The 25,043-nt window shown below is 60.0% G+C and carries 29 protein-coding genes; 14 read left to right on the top strand and 15 right to left on the bottom strand.

The annotated features are described in order from the left end of the window. Positions 1-84 precede the first annotated feature (84 nt). Entirely contained in the window at positions 85-1,023 is a 939-nt protein-coding gene (locus tag ABWV79_RS07405) for a formate dehydrogenase accessory sulfurtransferase FdhD (RefSeq protein WP_353391171.1), read from the bottom strand. On the opposite strand from ABWV79_RS07405, the gene ABWV79_RS07400 reads away from it, so the two are divergent. Next, complete coding sequence (locus ABWV79_RS07400; protein ID WP_353391170.1) at positions 1,022-1,738, top strand: AzlC family ABC transporter permease; 717 nt, start codon at positions 1,022-1,024, stop codon at positions 1,736-1,738. The two genes, ABWV79_RS07405 and ABWV79_RS07400, sit on opposite strands and share 2 nt — an antisense overlap. Then, positions 1,735-2,067, top strand: coding sequence for an AzlD domain-containing protein (locus ABWV79_RS07395; protein ID WP_170353567.1), 333 nt, complete (start codon positions 1,735-1,737; stop codon positions 2,065-2,067). Before ABWV79_RS07400 ends, ABWV79_RS07395 begins: the two co-directional genes overlap by 4 nt. Here the strand turns inward: ABWV79_RS07395 and ABWV79_RS07390 are convergent. From ABWV79_RS07390 to ABWV79_RS07360, 7 genes are all read right to left on the bottom strand, one after another. Further along, a complete protein-coding gene (locus tag ABWV79_RS07390) occupies positions 2,056-2,688 on the bottom strand; it encodes a hypothetical protein (protein WP_353391169.1) in 633 nt (210 codons plus the stop codon). The genes ABWV79_RS07395 and ABWV79_RS07390 overlap by 12 nt on opposite strands. A 21-nt stretch (positions 2,689-2,709) precedes the next feature. Further along, entirely contained in the window at positions 2,710-2,844 is a 135-nt protein-coding gene (locus ABWV79_RS07385) for an aa3-type cytochrome c oxidase subunit IV (protein WP_170353569.1), read from the bottom strand. A gap of 65 nt (positions 2,845-2,909) precedes the next feature. Next, positions 2,910-3,470 (bottom strand): hypothetical protein, encoded by a 561-nt coding sequence (locus ABWV79_RS07380; RefSeq protein WP_170751876.1) that lies wholly within the window; start codon positions 3,468-3,470, stop codon positions 2,910-2,912. Then, on the bottom strand, positions 3,457-5,295 hold the full coding sequence (locus ABWV79_RS07375; protein WP_353391167.1) for a glycerophosphodiester phosphodiesterase family protein: 1,839 nt from the start codon (positions 5,293-5,295) through the stop codon (positions 3,457-3,459). Before ABWV79_RS07375 ends, ABWV79_RS07380 begins: the two co-directional genes overlap by 14 nt. Before the next feature lie 64 nt (positions 5,296-5,359). Continuing rightward, entirely contained in the window at positions 5,360-5,809 is a 450-nt protein-coding gene (locus ABWV79_RS07370) for a DUF6173 family protein (RefSeq protein ID WP_170353572.1), read from the bottom strand. 4 nt (positions 5,810-5,813) lie between these two features. Then, positions 5,814-6,860 (bottom strand): MBL fold metallo-hydrolase, encoded by a 1,047-nt coding sequence (locus ABWV79_RS07365; protein WP_353391166.1) that lies wholly within the window; start codon positions 6,858-6,860, stop codon positions 5,814-5,816. Then, positions 6,860-8,563 carry an acyl-CoA dehydrogenase family protein gene (locus tag ABWV79_RS07360; protein WP_353391165.1) on the bottom strand — a complete coding sequence of 568 codons (1,704 nt, stop codon included), beginning with the start codon at positions 8,561-8,563 and terminating at the stop codon, positions 6,860-6,862. The genes ABWV79_RS07365 and ABWV79_RS07360 overlap by 1 nt, the downstream gene beginning before the upstream one ends. A gap of 136 nt (positions 8,564-8,699) precedes the next feature. On the opposite strand from ABWV79_RS07360, the gene ABWV79_RS07355 reads away from it, so the two are divergent. Continuing rightward, positions 8,700-9,650: an L-threonylcarbamoyladenylate synthase gene (locus ABWV79_RS07355; protein ID WP_353391163.1), complete on the top strand. Its 951-nt coding sequence runs from the start codon at positions 8,700-8,702 to the stop codon at positions 9,648-9,650. Here ABWV79_RS07355 and ABWV79_RS07350 read toward each other — a convergent pair whose 3' ends face one another. After that, on the bottom strand, positions 9,651-10,205 hold the full coding sequence (locus ABWV79_RS07350) for a YqgE/AlgH family protein (RefSeq protein WP_353391162.1): 555 nt from the start codon (positions 10,203-10,205) through the stop codon (positions 9,651-9,653). A 157-nt stretch (positions 10,206-10,362) separates the two neighbouring features. Between ABWV79_RS07350 and ABWV79_RS07345 the strand changes: the two genes are divergently transcribed. Then, the gene (locus ABWV79_RS07345) at positions 10,363-11,163 is read left to right on the top strand and encodes a protein-disulfide reductase DsbD domain-containing protein (RefSeq protein ID WP_353391161.1); all 801 of its coding nucleotides are present in this window, start codon (positions 10,363-10,365) and stop codon (positions 11,161-11,163) included. 5 nt (positions 11,164-11,168) lie between these two features. Continuing rightward, on the top strand, positions 11,169-11,588 hold the full coding sequence (locus ABWV79_RS07340) for an NUDIX hydrolase (protein WP_170751889.1): 420 nt from the start codon (positions 11,169-11,171) through the stop codon (positions 11,586-11,588). Here ABWV79_RS07340 and ABWV79_RS07335 read toward each other — a convergent pair. The 6 genes from ABWV79_RS07335 to ABWV79_RS07310 form a co-directional block, all read right to left on the bottom strand. Next, positions 11,585-14,983: an efflux RND transporter permease subunit gene (locus ABWV79_RS07335; RefSeq protein WP_353391160.1), complete on the bottom strand. Its 3,399-nt coding sequence runs from the start codon at positions 14,981-14,983 to the stop codon at positions 11,585-11,587. The genes ABWV79_RS07340 and ABWV79_RS07335 overlap by 4 nt on opposite strands. Before the next feature lie 5 nt (positions 14,984-14,988). Beyond that, the gene (locus tag ABWV79_RS07330) at positions 14,989-16,443 is read right to left on the bottom strand and encodes an efflux RND transporter periplasmic adaptor subunit (protein ID WP_170353580.1); all 1,455 of its coding nucleotides are present in this window, start codon (positions 16,441-16,443) and stop codon (positions 14,989-14,991) included. 106 nt (positions 16,444-16,549) lie between these two features. After that, positions 16,550-17,092: a molybdenum cofactor biosynthesis protein B gene (gene moaB, locus ABWV79_RS07325; RefSeq protein WP_170353581.1), complete on the bottom strand. Its 543-nt coding sequence runs from the start codon at positions 17,090-17,092 to the stop codon at positions 16,550-16,552. A gap of 6 nt (positions 17,093-17,098) precedes the next feature. Beyond that, positions 17,099-17,719 (bottom strand): LysE family translocator, encoded by a 621-nt coding sequence (locus tag ABWV79_RS07320; protein ID WP_353391159.1) that lies wholly within the window; start codon positions 17,717-17,719, stop codon positions 17,099-17,101. Then, complete coding sequence (locus ABWV79_RS07315; protein ID WP_353391158.1) at positions 17,716-18,315, bottom strand: metallophosphoesterase family protein; 600 nt, start codon at positions 18,313-18,315, stop codon at positions 17,716-17,718. The genes ABWV79_RS07320 and ABWV79_RS07315 overlap by 4 nt, the downstream gene beginning before the upstream one ends. After that, positions 18,315-19,076, bottom strand: a complete 762-nt coding sequence (locus ABWV79_RS07310) for a uracil-DNA glycosylase (RefSeq protein WP_353391157.1) — start codon at positions 19,074-19,076, stop codon at positions 18,315-18,317. The genes ABWV79_RS07315 and ABWV79_RS07310 overlap by 1 nt, the downstream gene beginning before the upstream one ends. Positions 19,077-19,149: 73 nt before the next feature. Between ABWV79_RS07310 and ABWV79_RS07305 the strand changes: the two genes are divergently transcribed. The 9 genes from ABWV79_RS07305 to ABWV79_RS07265 all read left to right on the top strand — a co-directional run bounded on the left by ABWV79_RS07305 (position 19,150) and on the right by ABWV79_RS07265 (position 24,980). Beyond that, positions 19,150-19,830, top strand: coding sequence for a scavenger receptor class F, member 2 (locus ABWV79_RS07305; protein WP_170353585.1), 681 nt, complete (start codon positions 19,150-19,152; stop codon positions 19,828-19,830). Positions 19,831-19,889: 59 nt separating this feature from the next. After that, entirely contained in the window at positions 19,890-20,825 is a 936-nt protein-coding gene (locus tag ABWV79_RS07300; RefSeq protein ID WP_170353586.1) for an aspartate carbamoyltransferase catalytic subunit, read from the top strand. After that, on the top strand, positions 20,822-21,340 hold the full coding sequence (locus ABWV79_RS07295; protein WP_353391156.1) for a hypothetical protein: 519 nt from the start codon (positions 20,822-20,824) through the stop codon (positions 21,338-21,340). Before ABWV79_RS07300 ends, ABWV79_RS07295 begins: the two co-directional genes overlap by 4 nt. Then, positions 21,325-21,711 (top strand): hypothetical protein, encoded by a 387-nt coding sequence (locus ABWV79_RS07290; RefSeq protein ID WP_353391155.1) that lies wholly within the window; start codon positions 21,325-21,327, stop codon positions 21,709-21,711. Before ABWV79_RS07295 ends, ABWV79_RS07290 begins: the two co-directional genes overlap by 16 nt. After that, positions 21,708-22,160 (top strand): hypothetical protein, encoded by a 453-nt coding sequence (locus tag ABWV79_RS07285; RefSeq protein ID WP_353391154.1) that lies wholly within the window; start codon positions 21,708-21,710, stop codon positions 22,158-22,160. Before ABWV79_RS07290 ends, ABWV79_RS07285 begins: the two co-directional genes overlap by 4 nt. Continuing rightward, positions 22,157-23,437 (top strand): dihydroorotase, encoded by a 1,281-nt coding sequence (gene pyrC, locus ABWV79_RS07280; RefSeq protein ID WP_353391152.1) that lies wholly within the window; start codon positions 22,157-22,159, stop codon positions 23,435-23,437. The genes ABWV79_RS07285 and pyrC overlap by 4 nt, the downstream gene beginning before the upstream one ends. Continuing rightward, entirely contained in the window at positions 23,437-24,042 is a 606-nt protein-coding gene (gene plsY, locus ABWV79_RS07275) for a glycerol-3-phosphate 1-O-acyltransferase PlsY (RefSeq protein ID WP_170353591.1), read from the top strand. The genes pyrC and plsY overlap by 1 nt, the downstream gene beginning before the upstream one ends. Beyond that, on the top strand, positions 24,039-24,308 hold the full coding sequence (locus ABWV79_RS07270; protein ID WP_353391151.1) for a hypothetical protein: 270 nt from the start codon (positions 24,039-24,041) through the stop codon (positions 24,306-24,308). The genes plsY and ABWV79_RS07270 overlap by 4 nt, the downstream gene beginning before the upstream one ends. Before the next feature lie 195 nt (positions 24,309-24,503). Further along, positions 24,504-24,980, top strand: coding sequence for a YHS domain-containing (seleno)protein (locus ABWV79_RS07265; protein WP_170353593.1), 477 nt, complete (start codon positions 24,504-24,506; stop codon positions 24,978-24,980). The last annotated feature ends 63 nt before the right edge of the window (positions 24,981-25,043 follow it).

Genomic DNA, 25,043 nt, shown 5'->3' with positions numbered 1-25,043 from the left:
GCGGACCCGAAAGACGATAAAACTCAGCGGCAAAATTGAAATCGCAACCAGAAGAAGCACGAAGGTGTAAAAGGGTCTCGGACGTCATCCCGCACTCTTCCGTCGATGTTTCTTGTCCTCGACCGCCACGCTGGCCGGGTCGATGTCGCGCAGCAGGCGGTCCTCGCCCGCCAGACACACGAACCGCTGGCCACGCATCCGGCCGATCAGGGTCAGGCCGACCTCACGGGCGATCTCGACGCCCCAGGCGGTGAACCCGGACCGGGACGCCAGTACCGGAATGCCCATCATCGCCGTTTTGATCACCATCTCGGATGTCAGGCGCCCGGTGGTATAGAGGATCTTGTCCCCTGCCTCCGCGCCTTCGGACAGCATCCAACCCGCGATTTTGTCGACGGCGTTGTGGCGGCCGACGTCCTCCATATAGACCAGAGGGCGATTTTCGTGGCACAGCACCGTGCCGTGAATCGCCCCGGCTTCAAGGTACAATGACGGCGTGCGGTTGATCTTGGCGGCCAAATCATACAGCCACGAGGTCCGAACCTGAACCTGTGGCAGGCGCACACCCTCGAGCCCCTCCATCATATCGCCAAAGACCGTGCCCACTGCGCAGCCACTGGTGCGGGTCTTTTTCTTGAGCTTGTCCTCATACGAGGTTTCACGCGCCGTGCGCACGACCACGGTTTCCAGATCATCGTCATAATCAACGCGGGTGATTTCGTCATCCGCCAGCAGCATCCCCTGATTGCGCAGGAACCCCAGCGCCAGATATTCGGGATAGTCGCCAATGGTCATCGCCGTCACGATTTCCTGCGAGTTGAGGAAAATGGTCAGCGGCCGCTCCTCAACCACCGAGATATGGCTGACCTCACCATTCTGGTCCACGCCCTCAACCGCGCGGGTCAGGCGGACCGCGCCGGGATCGGGGGCGATGATGTAGTCCGAAAGATCGAGTTCCGTGGCCAATTGCAACCCCTTCGTAAGACAGATACTGCTGCGGGCATCACCATAGGATTTAGCCATGGCAGACACCACATCCAAGTCATACTTCTGGAAGGGTTTTCGCGACGGGACGCCGTTCATCTTCGTGGCGATCCCCTTTGGCACCCTGTTCGGCGTCTTCGCGACCGAGGCCGGGCTGAACCTGTTGCAGACCATGACGCTGACCGCGACCGTCTTTGCCGGGGCGGCGCAGTTTGCCGCGCTGCAACTGCTGCAGGACCAGACGCCGACGGCAATCATCCTGATCTCGGCTTTGGCGGTGAACCTGCGGATGGCTATGTATTCCGCCTCGCTGACGCCCTATCTGGGGGCCGCGCCGATGTGGCAGAGGGCATTCGCGGCCTATCTGACCGTGGATCAATCCTATGCCAGCTCGATCATCCAGTTCGAAAAACAGCCCGACATGAGCGTGCCGCAGCGAATGGCCTATTTCGTGGGCTCAGTCACGCCGATCACGCCGCTGTGGATCTTGGCGACCTATCTGGGGGCGGTGCTGGGCACGCGTATTCCTGAAAGCTGGGCGCTGGATTTTGCACTGCCGATCACCTTTCTGGCCATGATCGGGCCGATGATGCGGACCTTACCGCATGTGGTCGCGGCCCTTGTGGCCATTGTCGTGTCGCTGTTCACCGTCGGCGTCCCCTATAACCTTGGCCTGCTGATCGCCGGATGCGCGGGCATGATCGCAGGCGCTCAGGCCGAACTGATCGCCGAGCGCAGAAAGGCCCGGACATGACCCCGCCAGATCCCGTTACCGTCTGGACCATTATCATCGGACTGGCGATCGGCAGCTATGGGCTGCGCTTTGTCTTTATCGGATTGGTCGGAGACCGCCCGATGCCTCCCTGGCTGCTGCGCCATCTGCGCTATACCGCCGTGGCGATCATTCCTGCGTTGATTGCGCCGCTGGTGGTCTGGCCAACCGCGACCGAAGGCCAGCCGGACATACCGCGCATGTCGGCTGCCGCGGTCTCCGTGGCCGTGGGGCTTTGGACCAAGAACGTGATCGCCGCGATTTTCAGCGGGGCCGGAACCCTTTACGGTTTGCTGTATCTACTGGGCTAGGGCCGTGTCCTGCTGGTTCAGCAGGGCATTGTTCGCTGCCAACCCAGCTTGCAAGTCAGCCGAGTCATTCTCGCGGTATTCCGTCGTCACCACGCCCGGTATCTGGCCGAACTGATCGGACAGTTTCACCGGGTAAAAGGTGGTGCTGATCTGCTCGAACCCCGGCACCTGCTGCAGCAGTTGCGCGGTTGAATTGGTACAAAACGCCCCCGCCACCGGGCCCGATTGTTTGGCCAGTTGCAGCGCGATTTCGGCCTGTTGCGGGGTCACTTCGATTGTCTGTATGCGGGCATAGTGCGTCTCGCGCGCGTGGCTGCTGCGATAGGCGCGCTCCACGTTGGGAGTGATGCCATACAGCACATCATCCTTGATCGGCACCACATCGGCGCGGAAAGATCCTGCGGGGTCAAAAATCACCCGCTCGCTGCCGCTGATCATCAACGAGGTATGCGCCCCCGAACCGGTGCGCGTGCTGATCATCGTATAGAGCGTCAGGGTCGACGGGCCGGGATCACTATAGGACCGGGCCGCAATCTCTGAGAAATCGGCCTGCGGGCGTTGAGGGCCCACGCAGCCAGCCACCGTTGCTGCCAGAAGGCAGGCAATCACTATCCTGATCACGATGGACCCCGATTTTAAGGTTTAAGAAGCGAAAACCGCCAGGAACAGGCACAGGAAGGCAATGGCTACGACGCACCACGTGGTCGCCTTGATAAAGCCGTCAAATGTTTTTTCCTGAACTTTGATGTCCATTTCGCCGTGCTTGTATTCAGCCATGTGAAAGATTCCCAATTCGCGTGTTTGAGACGTTGGTAATCGAAAACGCGAGGGCTGTCACCACGTCATTCGCGCGCAGGGGCCGCAGATTGGAACACCGAACAGCCCGGATACCCAAAGCCCCAGCGCCACGGCAGGCCAGAACAGGGCGCGCCGCCGAATCGAACAGCCGCAAACATCGCTTCGGCTGTCACGGAATGGGCGGTGCGAATCTGGTCGGGTGTCATGTCATAGCGGACGGAATACTCTTCGGCGTGCTCAGTGCCGTGCTGTTTCACGCAAGCGCGGAGCGTGTCATCCGCTGACAGGCGCGCGTCATAACTGTCTTCGGCGCGCAGGGCTGCACCCGCGTTGTGATAGGCCCGATCATGGGCCACGCAGCAGTATTCCCAGGGTGGGTGCGCTTCATACAAAGCGCGGAACTTCGGGAAGGTCTCGGCCACGAACCGCCAGCTGGTCGACAACCCGCCCGAGCATCCATCAGTCTCGAATACTGTTAAATCTGCTCCCTCGCTTTGCGCGATCAGCGCGCGATGGGCGGGCAGTTCGAGGCTGCGCATGAAATCTTGCGCCGCGACCGGGCTGGCCAGAACCGACAGGATCAGCGCCAGTTTACGGGCTTGCATCGCGCATCGCCTGTTTGTCCACGGACATGCCAAAAGTAGTTGCAAGCCACAGCAAAAGGCGCTCAGCCGGGCCCATCTCGGCCCGGATGCGCAACACCTCGTTGGCCAGCGCCGGGTCATCGGTGATCAGCCCGTCTACCCCCATCGAGGCCATGGCCGACATCTGCAGCGGGTCATTCACCGTCCAGACATAGATATCCTTGCCCGCCGCCTGCACGCTGCGGACCAGCCCCGGCGTCGCCATGCCCGCATTGACGGCCACAAACTCACCTTCAAGCCCTGAAAGATCTCCGACCGCCGTGGCGGCCAGAACACCGGCGCGCCAGTCAGGGCGCAGTTTTTCCATTTTCTGCACGGCGGGGTATTTCAGCGACATGGTGGCGATGTCGTCCTGCATCTCGAACTCTTCCACCAGCGCGGCGACGCGATTTTCCAGATCGACGTCGTGACCGTAATATTTCAACTCAATGATGACCTTGGCCTTGCCCTTTGCTGCCTCCAGAACTTGTCGCAGAGTCGGGGTGCGTTCGTCGGCGTATTCAGGATCGAACCAACTGCCGATGTCGATCTCGGCCACGTCTTCCATCGTGGCATCCCAGACCTTGGTGGGCACGCCCGCCAGTTTCATGAAATCACTGTCATGAGCCACGATCACCACGTCATCTGCCGTTTCCTGCACGTCGATCTCGACCCAATCGGCACCGTCCTCAATGGCTTTCAGAACTGCGGCCATGGTGTTTTCCGGCCGCAACGCTGCAGCCCCCCGATGGCCGATCACCTCGGCCCGGTCGGGGGCATCGACACGGTCCAGCACCTCCTGCCCGACCCATAGCCCGGCAACCACGGCCACCGCTGCGCCGCCAAGAGCGGCGAGAAGCGGCACGCGCAGATTGCCCGGTTCGGGATGCGGGGGCTCCGAAGTCTTGATCTCGAAAAACCCATCCAGCAGCACCGCCAGCGCGCCCAGCGCCGTTGCGGCCAGAACCAGCCCGGCCAGAGACCACAGCCCGGCTACGATCAGACTGTAGATCAGCGCCAGTTTCAGATGAGACGCCCCCTGCAGCGGCACCAGATCGAACAACAGCCCCGCCACCGTCGCAATCAACGCGGCAATGACAATGCGCAGGCCCAGCCAGATCGCCAGTTCGAGCTTGAGCCGCCCGCGCTTACCCTCCATCCGGGTGGCGCTGACATTGAAGGCGCTGGCGGGGGCCACGGATTCAAACAACACCAGATGCAGGCTCAGCGCCCAGGCCGAGAGCCTGCGGATCAACACCCAAGCCATGACCAGCACCACCGCGCCGATCAGGCCCACGGCCACAAGGAAGGATGGCGGGCGGAACGTCAGGTAATAGTTGATGTCATATTCGGTCAGGGTCCACCACGAGATCACCGCCGCGACAGCGGCAAATGGCACAACCAACAGCAACACCCGCAACACGAACCGCACCGCGAAACCGAATAGAGCGGGCAGGCGCGACAGGATCAGGCCAATGGCGGAACTGCCCGCGCGCCATGGGTCACGTTCACCCATTCGCAACGAGGCCGCCATTACCGAAAAGACCAGCACTTCAGCCAACAGAAACAGGCTAAGCACCACTACAGCCGCCACGAACCCGACCGGAGACAGAATGAACGCGGCGATGGCCTGATCCGTCAGCGCGGTCTGGTTTGACAGCGACACCGCCAGATTGACGGTAATCGCCACCCCCGGCGCGATCAGCGCAACCAGCAGCAGGCGCACGGCCAGATAGATCGGCACAAAGACACGTCGTCGCGCCCAGGCGCCGCGATAGGATGTTGTAACGGCTGAAAAAAGGCTCACCAGCGTTCCCCTTGAATGACCAACATATTCAAGGCCGCGCAGAGGTGAATTGCAAGATGTACGCTCAGCTTTCTTCCAGATCGGCCGCCAGACGGAATCCGATGCGGTTGGCTGGCTTGTCCTCGACCGATTTGGGCAGGGCGCGCAGCATCACGTTCAGCTGGCTGACATGCTGCACCAATTGCGTCCGCGCGCCGGGCCCGTCCGAGCCATAAAAGGTGATCATATCAGGGTCGAAATAGCCCATCCCTTCGATCCGCATCACGCCTGCATCGCCACCAGTGAAGCCCATGGCGACCTCGTGATCGGCATCCAGCGTTTTCTCGAAATTCTGGATATAAAGGATCAGCCGCTCATAGGCCCATTGCGCCGGGCTTTTGCTTTCAACCGGTTTTTGCAGTGTGTCGGGCAGATTTTGTGTGCCGGATTGAGCGTCAGGGTTGGCATGGACTTCGTAACAGCGGGGCAAGGCCGCCGCTTCTGCTGCCTCGGCCGAGGTTTCGATTTTGTCCATGGCATTACCCTTTGCGTTGAAACTCCCACGCCCCGTCTGCGCGCCGCGTCCGGGTCACCGCTCCAATGTGATAAAGATGGTTCAGATGTGCAACCGACTCGACCAGCGCCAGCCCATATTCGCCATCGCCGATCTGGCGTTTGAACAGGGGCGGAAAGCACTCGGCGGCGGTTTTGGGTGTGTCCAGATAGTTTTGCAGACGCTCCAACGCACTATGGTGATTGTCGATCAGTTGCTTCATCCGCAGCGGAAGGCCAGTGAAGGGCAGCTTGTGCCCGCCCAACGCCAGGTGATCGGGGCGCGCCAACCCTTGCAGCCGCTCACAGGCCTCAAGCCATTCGGCCACCGGATCGGCCAGCGGCTCGGTCACATAAACCCCCAGATTGGGGCTGATCGAGCTTAGGATCTGATCGCCGGTGATCACCAGATTGTCGTCACGGCTCCAGAAGGTCGCGTGTTCGGGGGCGTGGCCATTGCCCATATGCACGTCCCAATCGCGCCCGCCCATTCGGATCACGCTGCCCTGCTTGATCCGGGTAAAGCCCAGCGGCATCGGATAGACCGTGTCGCAGAAATTGAACGGCCGTTCGGTCATGCGTTTGGCCAAGAAATCCGCATCCATCCCGGCGCTGCGGTAATAATCCAGCGTCTCGGTCGGCCAGGTTTCCTGCACGTCCAACTGCAGCATCCGCGAAAACAGCCATGCGGTGCGGGTCGTCACCAGCTCGGCCCCGTGTTCGGACTGGAACCAACCGGCATTGCCGACATGGTCAGGATGGTGGTGTGTCACCACCACCCGTTTGACCGGCTTGCCGCCCAGCGGGCCCGCCATCAAATCAGCCCATATGCCGCGCGTCTTGTTCGAGGACAGACCGGTGTCGATCACCGTCCAACCGTCACCATCATCCAACGCATAGATGTTGACGTGATCCAGCGCCATGGGCAGCGGCAAGCGCATCCACAGCACGCCTTCGGCGACCTCAGTCGCCTCGCCCGGGGCCGGAGCCTCGGGCCAGGGATAACGGATCGTCAAAGGGCTCTGGCCGTCCATCAGGCGGCCAGTTCTTCTGCGCTGAGACCGTAGACATCTTCGGCCCCGTTTTGCGCCTGCGCCAGTAGACCTGCGTATTCAGGCAGCAGTGCGTTGATGTAGAAGCGCGCCAGCTTGAAGCGCGGACCTTCGGGCTCGGCCAGCGCCGCCTTCAGGTGGTAATGCGCGCCCAAAATGCGGGCGAAGGCATGCAAATAGGGCACGGCACCGGCAAAACGGTTGTTCATGTCGGCCTGCGACACCAACCACTCGGTGGCCTCGCGCAGGCTTTCGGTGGCTTCCCAGACCGGACCGGCCAGTTCCGGCATGGTCGCACGGGCCGTTTCAGCGTGATCCTCGATCTCGTCCAGAAGACGGCTGGCCGCTTCGCCGCCATCCATCATCTTGCGGGCCACAAGGTCCATCGCCTGAATGCCGTTGGTTCCCTCATAGATCGCTGTCACGCGGACATCGCGATAGAACTGCGCCGCGCCGGTTTCCTCGATGAAGCCCATTCCACCGTGGACCTGCACGCCCTCTTCCGAGACGCGCATGCCTGTTTCGGTTCCAAACGCCTTGCTGATCGGGGTCAGCAGCGCAGCGCGCGACACCCATTCGGGATCATTGGTGGCCGTCGCCATGTCGATCGCCGCCGCATTGGCCAGCATGATCGCCCGCGCCGCAAACGTGTCGGCACGCATGCACATCAGCATCCGCCGTACATCGGCGTGGTCGATGATCGTCCCCGAGGGCGTCTTGCCCTGCTTGCGTTCCAGCGCATAGGCCAATGCGTGCTGATAGGCACCCTCGGCCACGCCAACGCCCTGACCACCCACGCCCAGACGCGCGTTGTTCATCATGGTAAACATCGCGGCCATACCGCCGTGTTCCTTGCCCACAAGCCAGCCTTTGGCACCGTCATACTGCATCACGCAGGTCGGCGAGCCGTGAAGGCCCATCTTGTGTTCCAGCGAAACCACTTTCAGGTCATTCGCCACGCCGGGATTGCCGTTTTCGTCCGGTAGGTATTTGGGTACCAGGAACAGCGAAATCCCCTTGGTACCAGGGACGCCGTCGGGCAGACGCGCCAGAACAAGGTGGCAGACGTTTTCCGCAAAGTCGTTGTCGCCCCAAGAGATGTAGATTTTTTGGCCCGACACCGCATAGGTACCATCGCCATTGGGTTCCGCTTTTGATGTCAGCGCACCCACATCCGAACCGGCCTGCGGTTCGGTCAGGTTCATGGTGCCTGACCACTCGCCCGCGATCATCTTGGGCAGGTACAGCTCCTTCAGCGCATCACTGGCGTGGTGTTCCAACGCTTCGATCTGGCCCTGCGTCATCAGCGGAGCCAATTGCAGTGACAGACAGGCCGCTGACATCATCTCGTTTACGGCGGTTGTCAGAGTCATTGGCAGGCCCATGCCACCATATTCGGGATCCGCGCTCATTCCGATCCAGCCGCCTTCGGCAATTGCTTTCCAGCCGTCGCCATAACCCGGTGAGGTGCGCAGAACACCGTTCTCCAGCCGCGCCGGCTCCAGATCGCCGGGGCGTTGCAGCGGGGCCATGACCTCTTCGCACATCTTTCCAGCTTCGGTCAGAATCGCGCTGACCACGTCTTCGCTGGCTTCCGAAAACTTGTCAGTGGCGGCGATCTGTCCGAAATCGACCGCGTGGCGGAACAGGAATTCGTAGTCAGAGACTGGTGCGCGATATGGCATGGCTTCACCTCGGGGCTGTATAAAGGTCTGCAACGGCGGGGTTGGAAAACCCAGCGCCCACCGTTATTCATCTGGATTTGGACGATTACGTACCTGTCCCCATGATACAAGCAATCAAAACGCGGCGTCACCACCCATGATCCCCAACGGAACACACGAACTGTTCGCCGACCCAGACGGAATTGCGCAGGCAGCGGACCTGCTGCGGCAAGGACATCTTGTCGCTTTCCCGACCGAAACAGTCTACGGGCTAGGCGGCGATGCCCGCAACGGAGAGGCCGTGGCCCGCATTTATGCAGCCAAGGGCCGCCCCAGTTTCAACCCATTGATCGCGCATGCCGCATCGGTCGACGCCGCAAAACGATTTGTGACGTGGTCCGATCAGGCACAGGTCCTGGCAGATGCTTTTTGGCCCGGCCCGCTGACTTTGGTTTTGCCATTGCGCGCTGACCATCAAGTGTCGTCTCTGGTGACCGCTGGACTAGATACACTGGCCATTCGCGTTCCGGCCCATCCAACGGCACGCGCTATTCTCGAAGCCTTTGACGGGCCCGTTGCGGCGCCGTCAGCGAACCCGTCAGGGCAAATCAGCCCGACAACCGCTGATCATGTGCGGGCCGGGTTGGACGGACGCATTGCCGCTATCATGAACGACGGCCCGTGCGGGGTCGGTCTGGAATCGACCATCGTCGGACTGGCCGGTGAGCCAACCTTGCTACGCCCCGGCGGCGTCGCGCTGGAAGAGATCGAGAGCACCCTGAACACCCGCCTCCATCTACATCAAACCGGAGATCTGCTGACAGCACCCGGCCAGTTACTATCCCACTACGCGCCCGATGCCCCGGTTCGCTTGAACGCTGACGCCACTCAGGGGGACGAGGTGCTATTGGGCTTTGGGTCTGTTCCTTGCGACCTCAACCTGTCGGCTAAAGGCAATTTGGTCGAAGCCGCCGCTAACCTGTTTGCAGCGCTGCACCAGTTGAATACCACCGGTCGACCGATTGCGGTTTCGCCAATCCCAGATCACGGCCTTGGGGCAGCAATCAATGACCGTCTGCGCCGCGCCGCTGCACCGCGCGATCGCTGATCAGGCACGCCCGGCGCTGGCCGACAAAGTCAACGGATCAACACCCAAAGTGGCAAGCGCGGCCTCCCATTTATCGTCATCGGGGACGTCGAACACCAGTTTCGAGGACGCATCCGTGGTCAGCCAGCCATTCATGGCGATCTCATCCTCAAGCTGGCCCGGACCCCAGCCGGAATAGCCTAGCGCCAATGTCGAATTGAGTGGACCACGACCCGAGGCCAGATCTTCAAGGACGTCCAATGTCGCGGTCATGCTGAAATCATCCGAAATTTTCATCGAATGAAGATTCGCATCATAGTCTGAACTGTGCAGAACAAAGCCGCGCGACATCTCGACCGGCCCACCAAAATGTACGAGGCGTTCGCCCACGACAGGGATTCGGCAGGCGATGTTGAGCTGCCCAAGCAAAGTCTTGATCCGCAGGTCTGACGGCTTGTTGATGATCAGACCCATCGCCCCATCATCTCCGTGGCTGCACATATATACCACCGAATGATCGAAGCGCGGATCGCCCATACCCGGCATCGCAATCAACAGTTTTCCGGTCAGGTCCATAAGATGGCATCTCTTGCTTGGTGCCCTTCAACAATGGCCCCGAGCGGCGGCGATTGGCAAGAGATCAGCGCAGATTTCCGCAGATTTCATTCGAGTGACCTGAACGTGACTTGGAATCTGCGTCGGGACCGCGCATTTATAGGTTATGAACGTACATATGACAGTCTCAGCGGTCGCATTGACCTTCGCCCTTGGATTTGTTGCCCCGGCATCCGCTCAGGTGACTGGTACCGTGGCAGAATTGGATATTCTCGACGGTGGTCGCACCACGCAGGGAACCTATATGACAGCTGTGCGGGTGACGTTGGATGATGGGTGGAAAACCTATTGGCGCGCGCCCGGTGATGCAGGCATTCCACCGCATTTCGACTGGAACAGTTCCGACAATGTTGGGAACGTGTCGATTACCTGGCCAACCCCTGAAGTCTTTGTCCAGAATGGACTGCAATCCATCGGGTACGAAGACCAGCTTGTTCTGCCGGTTGAGATTACACCGAAGAATCCCAGCCAACCTGTGCACCTGAAAGGTACGATGGATCTTGGCGTGTGCAAGGAAGTCTGCATCCCGGCACAACTGGACTTCGATCACAAGCTGAACGCCGATGCCGGGCGCAACCCGGCAATTGCCGCAGCGCTCGCGCAGCGCCCCTATTCCGCAAAAGAGGCAAGGGTCGCTCAGGCCAGCTGCCGCCTGACACCGACATCGGACGGGATGCAGATCGAAGCTCGGGTGACGATGCCCTCGGCTGGCGGTCAGGAACTGGCAGTGATTGAGCCCGGCAATCCCACTCTTTGGGCATCACAACCCGACACTGAGCGCCAGGGTGACACGCTTGTTGCTACGTCCGAAGTGATCAGCGCATCCGGGGCCCCCTTTGCGTTGGAGCGGTCCGAGATCAGGATCACCGTTCTGGGCGCAAATCACGCGGTTGACATCAAAGGGTGCAGCGCAGGCTGATCCCGATGGTTCAAACGCCAAAAATCGGGGCACTGGCCGTCGTCATACACGACGCGCAGGTTCTGCTTGTGCAACGCAGCAAACAGCCAGACGCCGGATTGTGGGGCTTTCCCGGCGGTCATGTGGAATGGGGCGAAACGGTTCTGCAAGCCGCACAACGCGAATTGCATGAGGAAACCTCGGTCACGGCGAAGCCTCTGCATTATCTGGACAATCTGGATCTGTTGCGACGGGACTCGCACGGTGCTGTAGTGTCGCATTATCTTTTGGTTGGTGTGGTGTGCGCATACCAGTCCGGGCAGCCTGTTGCAGGCGACGATGCGCTGGATGCGCGTTGGTTTCCTTTGGAACAGATACGGCGCGGTGACCTGCCCATGAGCAATCGGGTCAATGATCTATTGGAGACGGCGCTGCGCCGAAACTAGGCCGAGCGGGCCTTGAGTCGTGCGAAAAACAGGCCAGACGCGGCGATGCTGAGCACAAGAATGACAACCGCTCCCACAACAAATGCGCCCAGCCCCATTTGCAGGGCTACGAGGCCGTCCGCAGACCCATAAAGCCGAGACAATATACCCAAAGGCGCACCCGTAATGACCGGGAGCACCATGGTTATGCCGAACCAAACCAGCAACGCTGTACCGGTGGCGGCAAGAGCGCCCTGCACCACCCGGTCAGGCGCGCGCACCGCGCGCCGCATAGCCGTGATCGGACGCGACAGGTCGTTCAGAATGCCCAACAGCGCCGGCACCAGAACCAGTACCAAAATCATCCCGAAGGCCAGGCCATAGACCAGAGTAATCACCGTCGGCTTGAGGAATTGCGCTTGTTGCGACCCCTCATACAGCAACGGGGTCAGGCCAAGAACAGTCGTCATCGTTGTCAGCATAACCGGACGCAATCGGTCTGCGGTTCCTTCGATGATAGACGGCACCAGCCCGCGATCCTGCTGATAAGCATCAATCGTCGTCACCAAAACGATCGAGTCGTTGATGATAATCCCGGTCATCCCCAGCAGCCCTACAACGGTGAACATGCTCAGCGGCACCTCCCAGATGTAGTGGCCCCAGATCGTTCCAACCAACCCAAACGGAATAATCGCCATAACGACCAGAGGTCGCGTCCAACTGGCAAAGACCCAAGCCAGAACAAGATAGATTCCGGTCAGACACAAGATCAGACCGGTGCGGGCCTCGGACAGAAACTCATCCTCCTGCTCGCTCAAACCCGCCATGGTCCATTCGACCTGACGTTTGGCGGCGATGTCGGGTAGAATTTCCTCGCTCATCGCGCGGTTTATCTCTTCGGCGCGGGTGGGGTCGTCTTCCGCGATGTCGCCATTGACCGAGATGACCCGCAGGCCGTTTTCACGGCGGACAGTCGAAAACCCTGACTTGCGCTGAACCGATACGATATCGGCCAGCGGCACATACACGCCATCCGGAGTCCGCATCAGTGTGCGTTCCAGGAAATCGGCAGTCAGCTCGTCCTCGGGCAATTCGACCCGGATTTCAGCGCTTCGGGGACCGTCGGGGAAGGTCGCGGCCTCAATCCCGTTCAAACGATCGCGCAACACACGGCCAAGTGTTTCAATCCGGAAGCCCAGTGCTTGTCCCTGCGCCGTCAGATCCAGAATGAACTCTTCCTTGTCATAGGCAAGATTATCCTCCAGCGCCGAGACTTCGGGGTATTTCGAAAGCTCGGCCTGAAGGTCTTCGGATGCGGCCTTAAGCGTGTCTACGTCTGCCCCATAAAACTGCACGTCAATCGCATCACCACCCGGCCCCGACCGCCAGCCACGGAAGCTGAGCAATTCGACCTTGGGATGGCGCGGGACGAAATCCTGCAATTCGCCAACGAATTCAAAACTGGAATAGGGGCGCAGATCGGCATCGATCAACTCGATCGAGATGCCGCCGAGAAGATCTTCGTCCTTGCCATCCGCCGCAGACAGTCCGCGACCCGCCGATCCGCCAATCTCGGACAAGACATAGTCAATGGGATTGCGCCCATGGCGTTCTTCGTAGATTTGCCCCAATTCGTCCACGGCAGTCTGCAACTGACGCATCATGGCCAGAGTGTCCTGACGCGTCGCGCCTTCTGCCATGATGAAATTGCCGGTGACCGAACCACGCTCGGGCGCATTGAAGAATCGCCAGTTCACATCACCTTTGATGAACAGCGCCGCCTGACTTGCCAGGATCAGGATCATCAGCGCCACAACGACATAACGCGCCCAGATGACCCATGCGATGAATGGGCGGAACAACTGATCGCGCACCCAGCGGAACCCGCGATTGACGACCCGGTTAGGCCAATCATACCAGTGTTCTTTCGCGGAATGTGCAATGGCGTGGGCCATATGGTTCGGCAGGATCAAAAAACACTCGATCAACGAGGCGATCAGAACTGCGATCACAGTGAAGGGAATGTCCCGGATCAACTCGCCGAACCGGCCGCCAATCGCGGTCAGACCGAAAAAGGCAATGACCGTTGTCAGGGTCGCGGCAAAAACCGGCATCGCCATGCGCCGCGCTGCGCTTTCAGCTGCCACCATCGGGGCCTCGCCCAAGCGACGAGCACGGAAATCGGCATGTTCACCGACAACAATTGCGTCGTCCACAACGATACCCAGCGTGATGATCAGACCAAACAGCGACACCATGTTGATCGACAACCCGCCAATATACATGAAAGCAATCGCCGCAGACATCGCCACCGGGATCCCCGCCGCCACCCAGAACGCGATACGCGCATTCAGGAACAGAAACAGCAGACACACAACCAGCCCCAGGCCCATGAGGCCATTGTCGATCAGGATGTCCAGCCTGTCGGTGATTGCCTGCGCGCGGGTTCGGATCAGCTCGACCGACACGCCTGCAGGCAAGCTGGCCTGCATCTCGGCTACGACCTCCTCGACAGTGCCCTGAATCTCGATCGCGTCCCCTAGGTTCGAGCGATCCACCCGCACTGACATCGCTGGATCTTCACCTACGAAATAGCTGCGAATTCGGTCAACGCCCTCAAGGCGGATCTGCGCCACGTCGCCGATCAGCAACTTGGACCCGTCAGGGAAATTGCGCAGCGGGATGCCTTCGATTTCCTCAGGTGTTCGCTTCTCGGTGCCAGTGCGAATGCGGGCATTGGCGCCCGTAACATCCCCAGCGGGGTTAGCCGTGACTTCGGCCGCAACGGCGGTCGCGATCTCGGACAGTGTGATATCGTTGGCAATCAACTGCGCGGTCGGAACCTCGACCACCACGCGCGGTGCAGCCAGCCCCCGGATGGTCGTCCGTGTAACACCCACGGCAAACAGGCGGTTGATCAGTTCATCGGTGAATTTGGCAAGCTGATCCGGGGCAACAGGCCCGGTTACCACCACATCCGTTACACGGTCCCGCCACGCACCGCGTCGGATCGTAGGCTCTTCGGCATCTTCTGGCAGGTTGGTCACGCCATCAACAGCTGTTCTGACTTCTTCTACTGCGCGGGACATGTCCCAATTCGGCTCGAACTCCAGCCGAATGCTGGTCCGCCCCTCGCGCGAGGTCGCCTCGGTACTGGAAACGCCCTCAACCGCCAGCAGCGCAGGCTCAAGCGCCTGAACGATGCCATTGTCCACATCCTCGGGGCCCGCTCCTTCCCACACGACGTCGACGTCAACACGTTCAAGGATGACGTCTGGAAAGAACTGCGCCCGCATGTTGGGCAAAGCCGCCACACCCAGCACCAGCAAAACCAGCAGCAACAGGTTCGCCACTGTGCGATGCCGGGTGAAATAGCTGAGTATACCGCTTGCCGCGCCGGGGATCTCGCGCATCATAGCGGTTAACCTCCGGCCCGGTTTTCAATGCGGCGCACCAGAGATGCCGGAACTTTCGCCTCGCTGAGCTGCCCCAGGACGCGGTCTTTCATATCCTTCGGCATCTTGTCGCTGGCCTCGACCTGCGCGACAAGCTGCGCGCGCTGCTCGTCCGACAGCTCGACCAAATCGGGTTCAGCCCCGGCATTGGCTTCGATCCGCAAGGGGCGGACACGAACACCAGCACCCAGCAACGGCGTGCGCCCGATGACAACCTCGCGGCCGTCCAGACCTTTGCCCCGCAACAAAACCTCGTCTCCCTGACGACGGATCAGTTCGACCGGCAAAGCTTCGAGCCGGTCATCCGTGCCCAGCACCAGAACCGTGCCAACCGCATCCAAAACCGAAGATGGCAGCCGCACTACATTGTCCAATGGCTGTTCCTGCACGGTCACTGTCACGAAGTCACCGGGTTTGAAACCCGACGTGTTGTCCATCCGCGCATAAAGCAAGCGCCCCGTTTGCCCCTCGCCGGCTGACCCACTATCGCGGCTTATTCGACCAGTAGCGGACAGATCAGTGCCCGTGACCTCAAGCGAGACCGTGACAGGTGCGTTGATCAGATCGCCTTCGGCATCCAGCAAACGCACGAATTGCGCGGTCGAAACGCGGAACGCGACTTCAAGCGCATTCGGATCGACCAGTTCTGCCAGTTTTTCATTGGCGGATACCAAACGGCCTTCGACCAGCGTTACATCCGTCAATGTCCCGCCAAAACGGGCGCGGACGGTCATGTCCTCCAAATCACGTTCGGCGGCCTCAAGCGCGATACGGGCGCGTGACAATAAAGTTGTGGCTTGATCCACCCGCGACTCGGCCTGCGCCAAGGCGATCCGGCGGGCCAGAACGGCCTGCTGTGCTGCAGCTTCGGCCAATTCGGCTTCTTCTACCGATGCCGCGGCGCCAACACCCCGGCTTTGCAGGTCTTTTTGCCGTTGCATGGCACGCCCACGCAGCTCTGCCTGTGCCTCGGCCGAATTCAACTCATCCTGAGCAAGCAACAAAGACCGCTCGGCGTCGCGTTCTTCGAATTGGGCATCCAGCAGATCTGACTTGGCCCGATCCAGCGCCGATTGCGCATCGGCGGGGTCCAGTTCGACCAAAACCTCGCCGGCACTAACGGAACCACCATCCTCGAAGTCATCCGACAGAGACACTACGCGCCCGCCCAGTGCCGCGCGCAGTTCCAAGCGTCTGCGGCTTTGCACTTCACCAAATGCCTCGAGATAGGGTGTCACGGTTTCCAATTCGGCTGGACGAACCGTAACAGCAAAAATACGTTCACGCGCCTGCGGGGCCGCGTCTTCACGCGTCAACAAATCCTGAACCGCGCCCGCAATAATCTGGGCGGCCGCAAACAAGAGAGCCAGCGTCAAAGACGCTAGAAACACTCCGACAAGGCTTTGCCTCAGAAAACGCATATTGCACTTACCCCGGTTGCATCAGGCTACCTGCCGCAAAAGGTAGCTGTGCGGTCAAAAATGCCAAGCCACAAAGCGGTTATGAACAGTTGAACGTGCGACCAGTCTACTTCCGTCGCAGATGTTCGTCCAATCTTGGCATTATTTCCACGAAATTGCAGGGACGGTGGCGGTAGTCGAACTGCTTTTCAAGAATCGCGTCCCAAGCATCCTTGCAGGCGCCAGGGCTGCCGGGCAATGCGAACAGATAGGTGCCGCCGGCCACGCCCCCCGTGGCGCGGGATTGAACGGCCGAAGTGCCGATCTTCTCCATCGACACGATCGTGAACACTGTTCCGAAGGCTTCGATCTCTTTCTCATAGACGTCCCGATGCGCCTCGACCGATACATCGCGCCCGGTCAGACCAGTGCCACCGGTCGAGATCACAACGTCGATATCCGGATTTGCGACCCAGTCGCGCAACTGATCAGCAATCTGAGCGCGCTCATCGCGGATGATCTTGCGGTCCGCCACCAAATGACCTGCCTTTTCGATACGCTCCACCAGTGTCTGCCCCGAGCGGTCCTCGTCCAGCGAGCGGGTGTCCGAGACGGTCAGAACCGCGATCCGTACCGGAATGAAGTCTTTGGTTTCGTCGATGCGTGACATCTTGCGTCAAGCCCTTTCCATAATGGCAAGCCGGATGGCGAGGGCGGTGAAAATCCCTCCTGTCACCCAGCCCATGATACGCGAGGCGCGCGGGTTCGAGATCAGAACCTTGCCAGCGTTGCCGGCAAACACCCCGACAAGCCCATTCACCACAAACCCACCCAGCGCAATGACCACGCCAAAGATCAGGAATTGCGGCAAGATCGGACCAAGGGCCGGATTTACGAATTGCGGGATAAAGGCCAGCACGAACAGAATGACCTTGGGATTGGTCAGGTTCACCACCATGCCATCCCTGAAAGCGTGATGTGCGGGTCTGGCGGGTGTTTCTGCAGATATAGCCCCGTTTCGGATCGCGCCCCAGGCCAGATGCAGCAGATAGGCCACGCCCATCCAGCGGATCACGTCAAACAGCCACGGCAGCGCCGCCACCGCGGCCCCCAGCCCCAGCCCGGCCAGCAGGACGTGCACCATAAGCCCGACCGAGACGCCAGCACTGGCCACCAAGGCCGGTTTAGACCCCGATTTCAGACCCTGCCCGAAACAGAACATCATATCCGCGCCCGGCGTGAAGTTCAGCGCCAAAGCCGCCGGTATGAAAGCCAGTAAGGTGACAGTTTCAATCATGCCGCACCCTCAAACCAATTCACGCGCGGCCCTAGATTGGCGATCTGAGTGCGTCCCAGCGTACCGCGATATCCCCAACTGTCGTGGATATGCCCGTGCAACGACAACTGTGGCTGTAGCCGCTCAATAGCGTCACGCACGGCGGTAGATCCTACCGCATCACCGGTCGACGTCACATCTCCATAGCCTTTGGGCGGAGAATGCGAGATCAGGATGTCAGTCCCATCGCAGCGGTCCAGCAACTCGGTCGCCTCGGCCTCGGTCAGGTCGCAGGACCAGTCTCCGAACGGTGTGAGCGGCACGCCGTAACCCAGACCGAACAGGCGCAGGCCGTCTATTGTCATGCCCGAGCCGTGCAGGACATGAACACCCTGCGGCGCGGCCTGTGTTAACTCCTCGGCGCTTTCGGCATTGCCGGGCACCAAAACCAAAGGCGAGGCGATACCGGACAGCATCTCCATCGCTTCGTCCAAACCTTGCCGCATCTTGCAGAAATCCCCGGCGCCAATCACCAAATCAGCTTCGGCGCTAGCTGTGACCAGTTGGTTGGCGTGGTTGAGGGCCATATGCAGGTCGGAAAAGGCCAGAATGCGCATCACTTACCCTCCAACCGGGCTTTCAGCTCCAGCAAATCGGCCCACGCTTGCCGTTTGGCCTGTGGCTGGCGCAGCAGATAGGCGGGGTGGAACATAGGGATCACCGGTAGGTTCATCGCCTGATCCCAGTGACCGCGCAGTCGGGTGATGCCGCGTTTGCCCAGCACCGCCTGACAGCTGATATTGCCCATGACCACCAGAACCTCGGGCTTGGCCAAGGCCACGTGCCGTTCCAGAAACGGCTTAATCATCCCGATCTCTTCGGGCTTGGGATCCCGGTTTTGCGGAGGCCGCCATGGCAGCACATTGGTAATGTAGACGTTCTTGTGACGATCCAGATCAATCGCGGCTAACATCCGGTCCAATAACTGACCCGCGCGGCCGACAAAGGGTTTACCTTCGCGATCTTCCTCGCGCCCCGGAGCCTCGCCGATGATCATCACTCGCGCCCCCGGCGTGCCATCGGAAAACACCAACTGCCGCGCCCCGCGCTTCAGCTCGCAATGGTCAAACGCCTCCATGGTCGCGCGCAATTGATCCAGCGATCCCGCGCCTTGAGCCGCAGCTTTGGCCACCGCAGACGGATCAACCTGTTTGGGTTTTTCCGGCGCCGCCTGCGCCACAGGTTTCTTGACCTTGGGCGCGGTGTCAGGCAACGCGTAGCGGTCTATCGGCACATCCCCGATAGACTCGGTCGCGCCCAGTTCGATCTGCCAGTCCAAAAGGGCTCGCGCCGTGTGATAATCCAAAGCCGATTCCATGCCTCACAATCTAACCAGCTTTTGACCGAGGGAAAGCGAATAGCACTTGATCGACCCGGCAACCGGGCAGACCATGGCACTATTCATGCCGAGCCTTATTCGATTCTTTCTGGTTATCTTGCTGCTGATCCCCGTCAGCACCTCTGGCTTTGCGCAGGTGAACGACCGTTTCGGCGTTCAGAACCGAGGTATCCAAGATCGCAACGGCTTCCAACAGCGCAACCGTATCCAGAACCAATGCCGCGCGGGGCAACTCAGATGTGGACGGAATTGCTGCCCCGTTGGACAACGCTGCAGTTTTGACGGAAACTGCATCCCGCCCGGTGGCACCTATTGCGGCGGCGGCTTTTCCTGCGGTCCATTTGAACGCTGCGTCGGCAATCGCAGATGTGCCCCAAAGGGCGAAAACAAGTGCCGGTCCAGTCTGGACTGCCCCAGCGGCACCGCCTGCAACGGGCGTGGCGAATGCGAAGCGATCCAGCTGGAATTCACTCTGCCCCGGCCAAAATGCGACGATGGCCGCACCTGCGCCAGCGGCACAAGCTGCCTGCCCGGCGGTGGATGCACCCGCCCCGGCTGGTTCCTGTGCGAAGAGACCGGATCACAATGTCGGCAGGGTTTCAAATGCTCGGCCAATCAGGGCTGCGTCCCGGTCAAAGCGGTCGATTGCGGCAATGCCAAATGGTGCAGACCCGGCGAGCGATGCCTGCCCGAAGGCGGATGTGAGAAACTGCCCGAAGGCTCTGAACCATAGGTTGCTTTAGCACCCACAGGTTTCTATAAGCGGCTCGATTGTCAGACAGGAGCCCGCCCATGCGTTTCGCCCATCGTCACCTTCTTGGCATCGAGCATCTGTCGCAGTCCGATATCACCGCCATTCTGGATCTGGCCGAAAAATATGTCGATCTGAACCGCCAATCGACCAAGCATTCCGATGTGCTGTCGGGGCTGACGCAGATCAACATGTTCTTTGAGAACTCGACCCGCACACAGGCCAGCTTTGAGCTGGCAGGCAAACGGCTTGGCGCGGATGTGATGAACATGGCGATGCAGGCCAGCTCGATCAAAAAGGGAGAAACCCTGATCGACACGGCGATGACGCTGAATGCGATGCATCCCGATCTGCTGGTGGTGCGGCACCCGCATTCCGGCGCGGTGGACCTGTTGGCGCAAAAGGTGAATTGTGCCGTGCTGAATGCGGGCGACGGCAAGCACGAACACCCCACGCAGGCGCTGCTGGACGCGCTGACCATCCGCCGTGCAAAGGGCCGCCTGCACCGTCTGAACATCGCAATTTGCGGGGATGTGGCGCATTCCCGCGTGGCGCGGTCGAACCTGATCCTGCTGGGCAAGATGGAAAACCGCATCCGCCTGATCGGCCCACCGACGCTGGTGCCCTCGACCTTTGCCGAGTTCGGGGCCGAGATCTACGACGACATGAATGAGGGCCTTCAAAACGTCGACGTCGTCATGATGCTGCGCCTTCAACGTGAGCGGATGGATGGCGGGTTCATCCCCTCGGAGCGCGAATATTACCACCGCTACGGGCTGGATGCGGCGAAACTGGCGCTGGCCAAGCCCGACGCGATCGTCATGCATCCCGGCCCGATGAACCGCGGCGTGGAAATCGACGGCACGCTGGCCGATGACATCAACCGGTCCGTCATTCAGGAACAGGTGGAGATGGGCGTCGCCGTCCGCATGGCCGCGATGGAACTACTAGCCCGCAACCTGCGCGAGGCCGCATGAGCGACCTGACCGTTGCCCCCCATGAACGCGGTGTGATCCGCCTGTTCACGCTGGACATGCGCCCCGAAGAGGCAAAGTTCCTGCGCGAACCTGGTGCCGCCGATACAGTTCTTGGGGTCGATGGTTTGGATACAGGGCAGATCGATATCTTTCCGGTCTCGGACCTCGAAGACCTCGGGCTCCATGGATATTTGCATGAAGGCGGCGGTGTGTCCGAGGATCAGCTAAAACGCACAATGCTGGATGCTATCGAAGGCTGGGTCATGGCCGTCCGCAGCGCAGCTTTTCGCGGTCAAGCCGCGACACTAAACCCCGACCCAAGGGTGCGCCTGCTGGGGCTATACACCGAAGAGGCAACAAACTGGACCGGCAGTGTGATCGAGACCGAAAGCGCCAAGCCCTTCTCGGCCCCCCAGAACCCCGTAGAAAACAACGCACCGCGCCGCATCGGGTCCGCGATCCTAGCGGTGATCGCATTGCTTATTGTCGGAGGTGCCCTATGGCTGATCCTGTAGTCTTCACGCCACATCGAAGTGCCTATATCCAGACCAACCTGACCCTTGCAGCTATTGCGATGGCCGGGGCGATGATCGTGTTGTGGCTGATCGGCAATCCCTATGTCTGGACCGGCGCACCTGCAGGGTTAGCCGCCATTGGATTTCGCGCGTGGTATCTGGCCTCGGAAGAGCTGACAAACACGTGGGAGATGTCGGACACCACCCTCACCGGCCCCGGCCCACGCACTATTGCCCTGAACCAGATCGAGACCGTCAACACGATGGGCAGTTTCGTGCAGGTTGTCACCAAAAGCGGCGACAAGCACCTGATCAAGTACCAAGCCGACCCCGCCGCCACCAAAGCCACCATCGAAAGGGCCATGGGATGAGCGACGACTGGTGGCGCAAGGAAATACCCGACACTGAACAGGTGCTGTGGCATGGGCGGCCTTACCAGGGGTACTTTCCTCCGCGCCTGAGATGGGCATATGGCATTCTAATTGCCTGCCTTGCGCTCGGTTGGATTGCCAGCCCTTGGTTCGCGGAGACTTTGCGCGACTATTGGAAGCTTATCGGATGCACGCTGCTGCTGGCGTTTTTCATATGGTGGGAACGGTTAATCCGCACGCGGCGCGTCTATGTTGTGACCAATCGCAACGTCTGGTGGATCAGCGAGATATTTAAAGCAAAATCCTTGTCCATTCATCCCGACCTGAAATTCTATCGCAACGGACGCAACATCGTGTTTTCGCAACTGCGTTTCCTGGTATTCGAATACCTCCCCGCCCCTGACACCGCCATGGAAGCCCTGACCAAAGCCCGAGAGGCCCAGACATGACCGCCCAGATTTTCACCAATGCCCGACTGATCGACCCCGAGGCGGGAACGGACACCCTCGGTTGGCTTCTGATTGCAGACGGTAAGATAAAAGACCACGGCAAAGGCGCAGCCCCTACAACGGACGCGCAGATGATCGATTGCGGCAGGCAGTGCCTCGCCCCCGGCATCGTGGATATCGGCGTCAAGGTCTGCGAGCCAGGCGAACGGCATAAAGAAAGCTATAAATCTGCAGGTCTGGCCGCCGCTGCCGGAGGTGTGACCACCATCGTCACCCGACCTGACACCAGCCCAGCGATCGACACGCCGGAAACACTTGAATTCGTTACCCGCCGCGCACAAGCAGATGCGCCGGTGAATGTTCTGCCAATGGCAGCGCTGACCAAAGGGCGCGAGGGTCGCGAGATGACCGAGATCGGCTTTCTGCAAGACGCAGGCGCCGTGGCCTTCACCGATTGCGATCACATGATCGCCAACACCAAGGTATTTTCCCGTGCTCTAACCTATGCGAAATCCTGCGGGGCACTGGTGATTGCGCATCCGCAGGAGCCCGGCCTCAGCGCCGGAGCGGCCGCTACCAGCGGCAAGTTCGCCGCGCTGCGTGGTTTACCTGCCGTTTCGCCCATGGCTGAGCGCATGGGGTTGGACCGTGATATCGCCCTGCTGGAAATGACCCGGGCCAAATACCATGCCGATCAGATCACTACCGCCCGCGCCCTGCCCGCGCTGGAACGCGCCAAACGCAACGGGTTGGACATCACCGCAGGCACATCGATCCACCATCTGACGCTGAACGAGTTGGACGTGGCCGACTATCGCACCTTCTTCAAGGTGAAACCGCCTCTGCGGTCCGAGGATGACCGGCAGGGGGTAATCGAGGCGGTGCGGACCGGACTGATTGATACAATCAGTTCCATGCACACGCCGCAGGACGAAGAAAGTAAACGTCTGCCTTTTGAAGAAGCGGCCTCGGGGGCGGTTGCGCTGGAAACGCTGTTGCCTGCCGCACTGCGCCTTTACCATGCCGAACAGCTTGATCTTTCGACCCTGTTCCGGGCGATGGCTTTGAACCCGGCAAAACGGCTGGGGTTGGACAGTGGGCGTCTGGCCCCAGGCGCACCCGCCGATTTGGTCCTGTTCGACCCGGATGTGCCTTTTGTGCTGGATCGTTTCAGCCTGAAATCGAAATCGCAGAACACACCGTTTGACGGCCAGCGCATGCAGGGTAAGGTCACCGCAACCTACGTCGCAGGTCAAGAAATCTACCGGAGACCCTGATGCCCCCGTTCGACAGTTCCATGGCCCAACTTATCCTCTGGGCTGCAGTGGGTTACCTGATGGGGTCTATCCCTTTTGGTATGATTGTCGCCAAAGTCATGGGGCTCGGCAACCTGCGCAATATCGGATCGGGCAATATTGGCGCCACAAACGTGCTGCGCACCGGGAACAAGCGCGCCGCCGCGCTGACGCTGATATTTGACGCCGCAAAAGGCGCGATGGCCGTCCTGCTGGCCCGGATCGTGGCTGGCGAAGACGCTGCACAAATCGCTGCGCTGGCCGCCTTTTTGGGTCACTGCTTTCCAGTGTGGCTTGGCTTCAAGGGCGGCAAAGGTGTTGCAACCTTCCTTGGGCTATGGCTGATGCTGGACTGGCGGGTCGGTGTTGCCTGTTGCCTGACATGGCTGTTTGCCGCAGCAGTCTGGCGAATCTCGTCTTTGGCAGCGCTAAGCGCTGCCGCGATGTCGACGATATGGGTGATGTTTCTGACCAATGGCACGGCGTTTGGATTGGGTGTGGCCCTGACCTTGCTGGTCTACTGGCGCCACGGGGCAAATATCGCCCGCATCCGGGCCGGAACGGAACCCAAAATCGGAAAGTCTTGACCGCGCTGGCGCCGTTCCTGGCGGCGATTTTTCGCATCCCGCTTGGAACGTCAACTGGGCGCAGCCACGGGCGTCGCTATGTCGTGAGCCGAACCGCGCTGGCAGGCGGCAAGTCCATAAAGCTGGTAGCACACGAGCTTGGCGGGACCGATTACATCAGCCTGAACCTGTACATGACGGCAAATAGTGGTGCATTGCTGCGCCCGTGTGAGATGCCGGCTGATAAAGTGATTGAATTCGTTGTTAGTTTTGCGCCCGATTCCTAAACTCTACTCTGCATATTTGCACAAAACCTATTCTATTACGCACAATCACAATTGATTGTTTTGAACGTGATCACAGCATTACCCACTTCGGTGTCGTGACGGCCAATTGCCGACCGCACGGAACAAAATCGAAAGGGCCACTCAGGCACAATTCAGGGTGTCGTCCGGTGGCTCAATTCACGAAAGGTGAAAACCATGAACAAGATCAAATCCCTCATCGGCGGCGTTGCGCTGTCTGTTGCAGTTGCAAGCACGGCGATGGCCGCAGGCGTTGACCTGAACGCAAGCTCGACCGGTCTGGCGCTGCAGGGTTATGACCCGGTTGCCTATTTCACCGTTGGCGAAGCCACCAAGGGCGACTACCGCATCACCGCGCTGCACAACGACGCTCTGTACCGCTTTGCAAACGAAGAAAACAAAGTCGCGTTCGAAGAAAACCCCGAAGCGTACCTGCCCGCATATGGCGGCTACTGCGCATTCGGCACCGCGATGGGCTTCAAGTTTGACGGCGACCCGAACTACTGGAAAATCGTTGACAACAAGCTGTACCTGAACCTGTCGGCCGACATTCAGGAACGCTGGGAAGGCGACATCCCGGGCTTTAACGAGCGTGCGGACGCCAACTGGAAAGACATTGCCGACAAAACTCCGGCAGAACTGCAGGCGCAATAATCCGCCTACGCACTCCAACACAACGGCGGCAGAGCATTCTGCCGCCGTTTTTCTTTTGTTTTC

Origin of the sequence: Ruegeria sp. HU-ET01832 (assembly GCF_040371315.1) — a bacterium.
Taxonomy (GTDB): domain Bacteria; phylum Pseudomonadota; class Alphaproteobacteria; order Rhodobacterales; family Rhodobacteraceae; genus Ruegeria; species Ruegeria lacuscaerulensis_A.
Note: the sequence above shows the minus strand (reverse complement) of the source record. Positions and strands in the feature narration are given on the sequence as shown.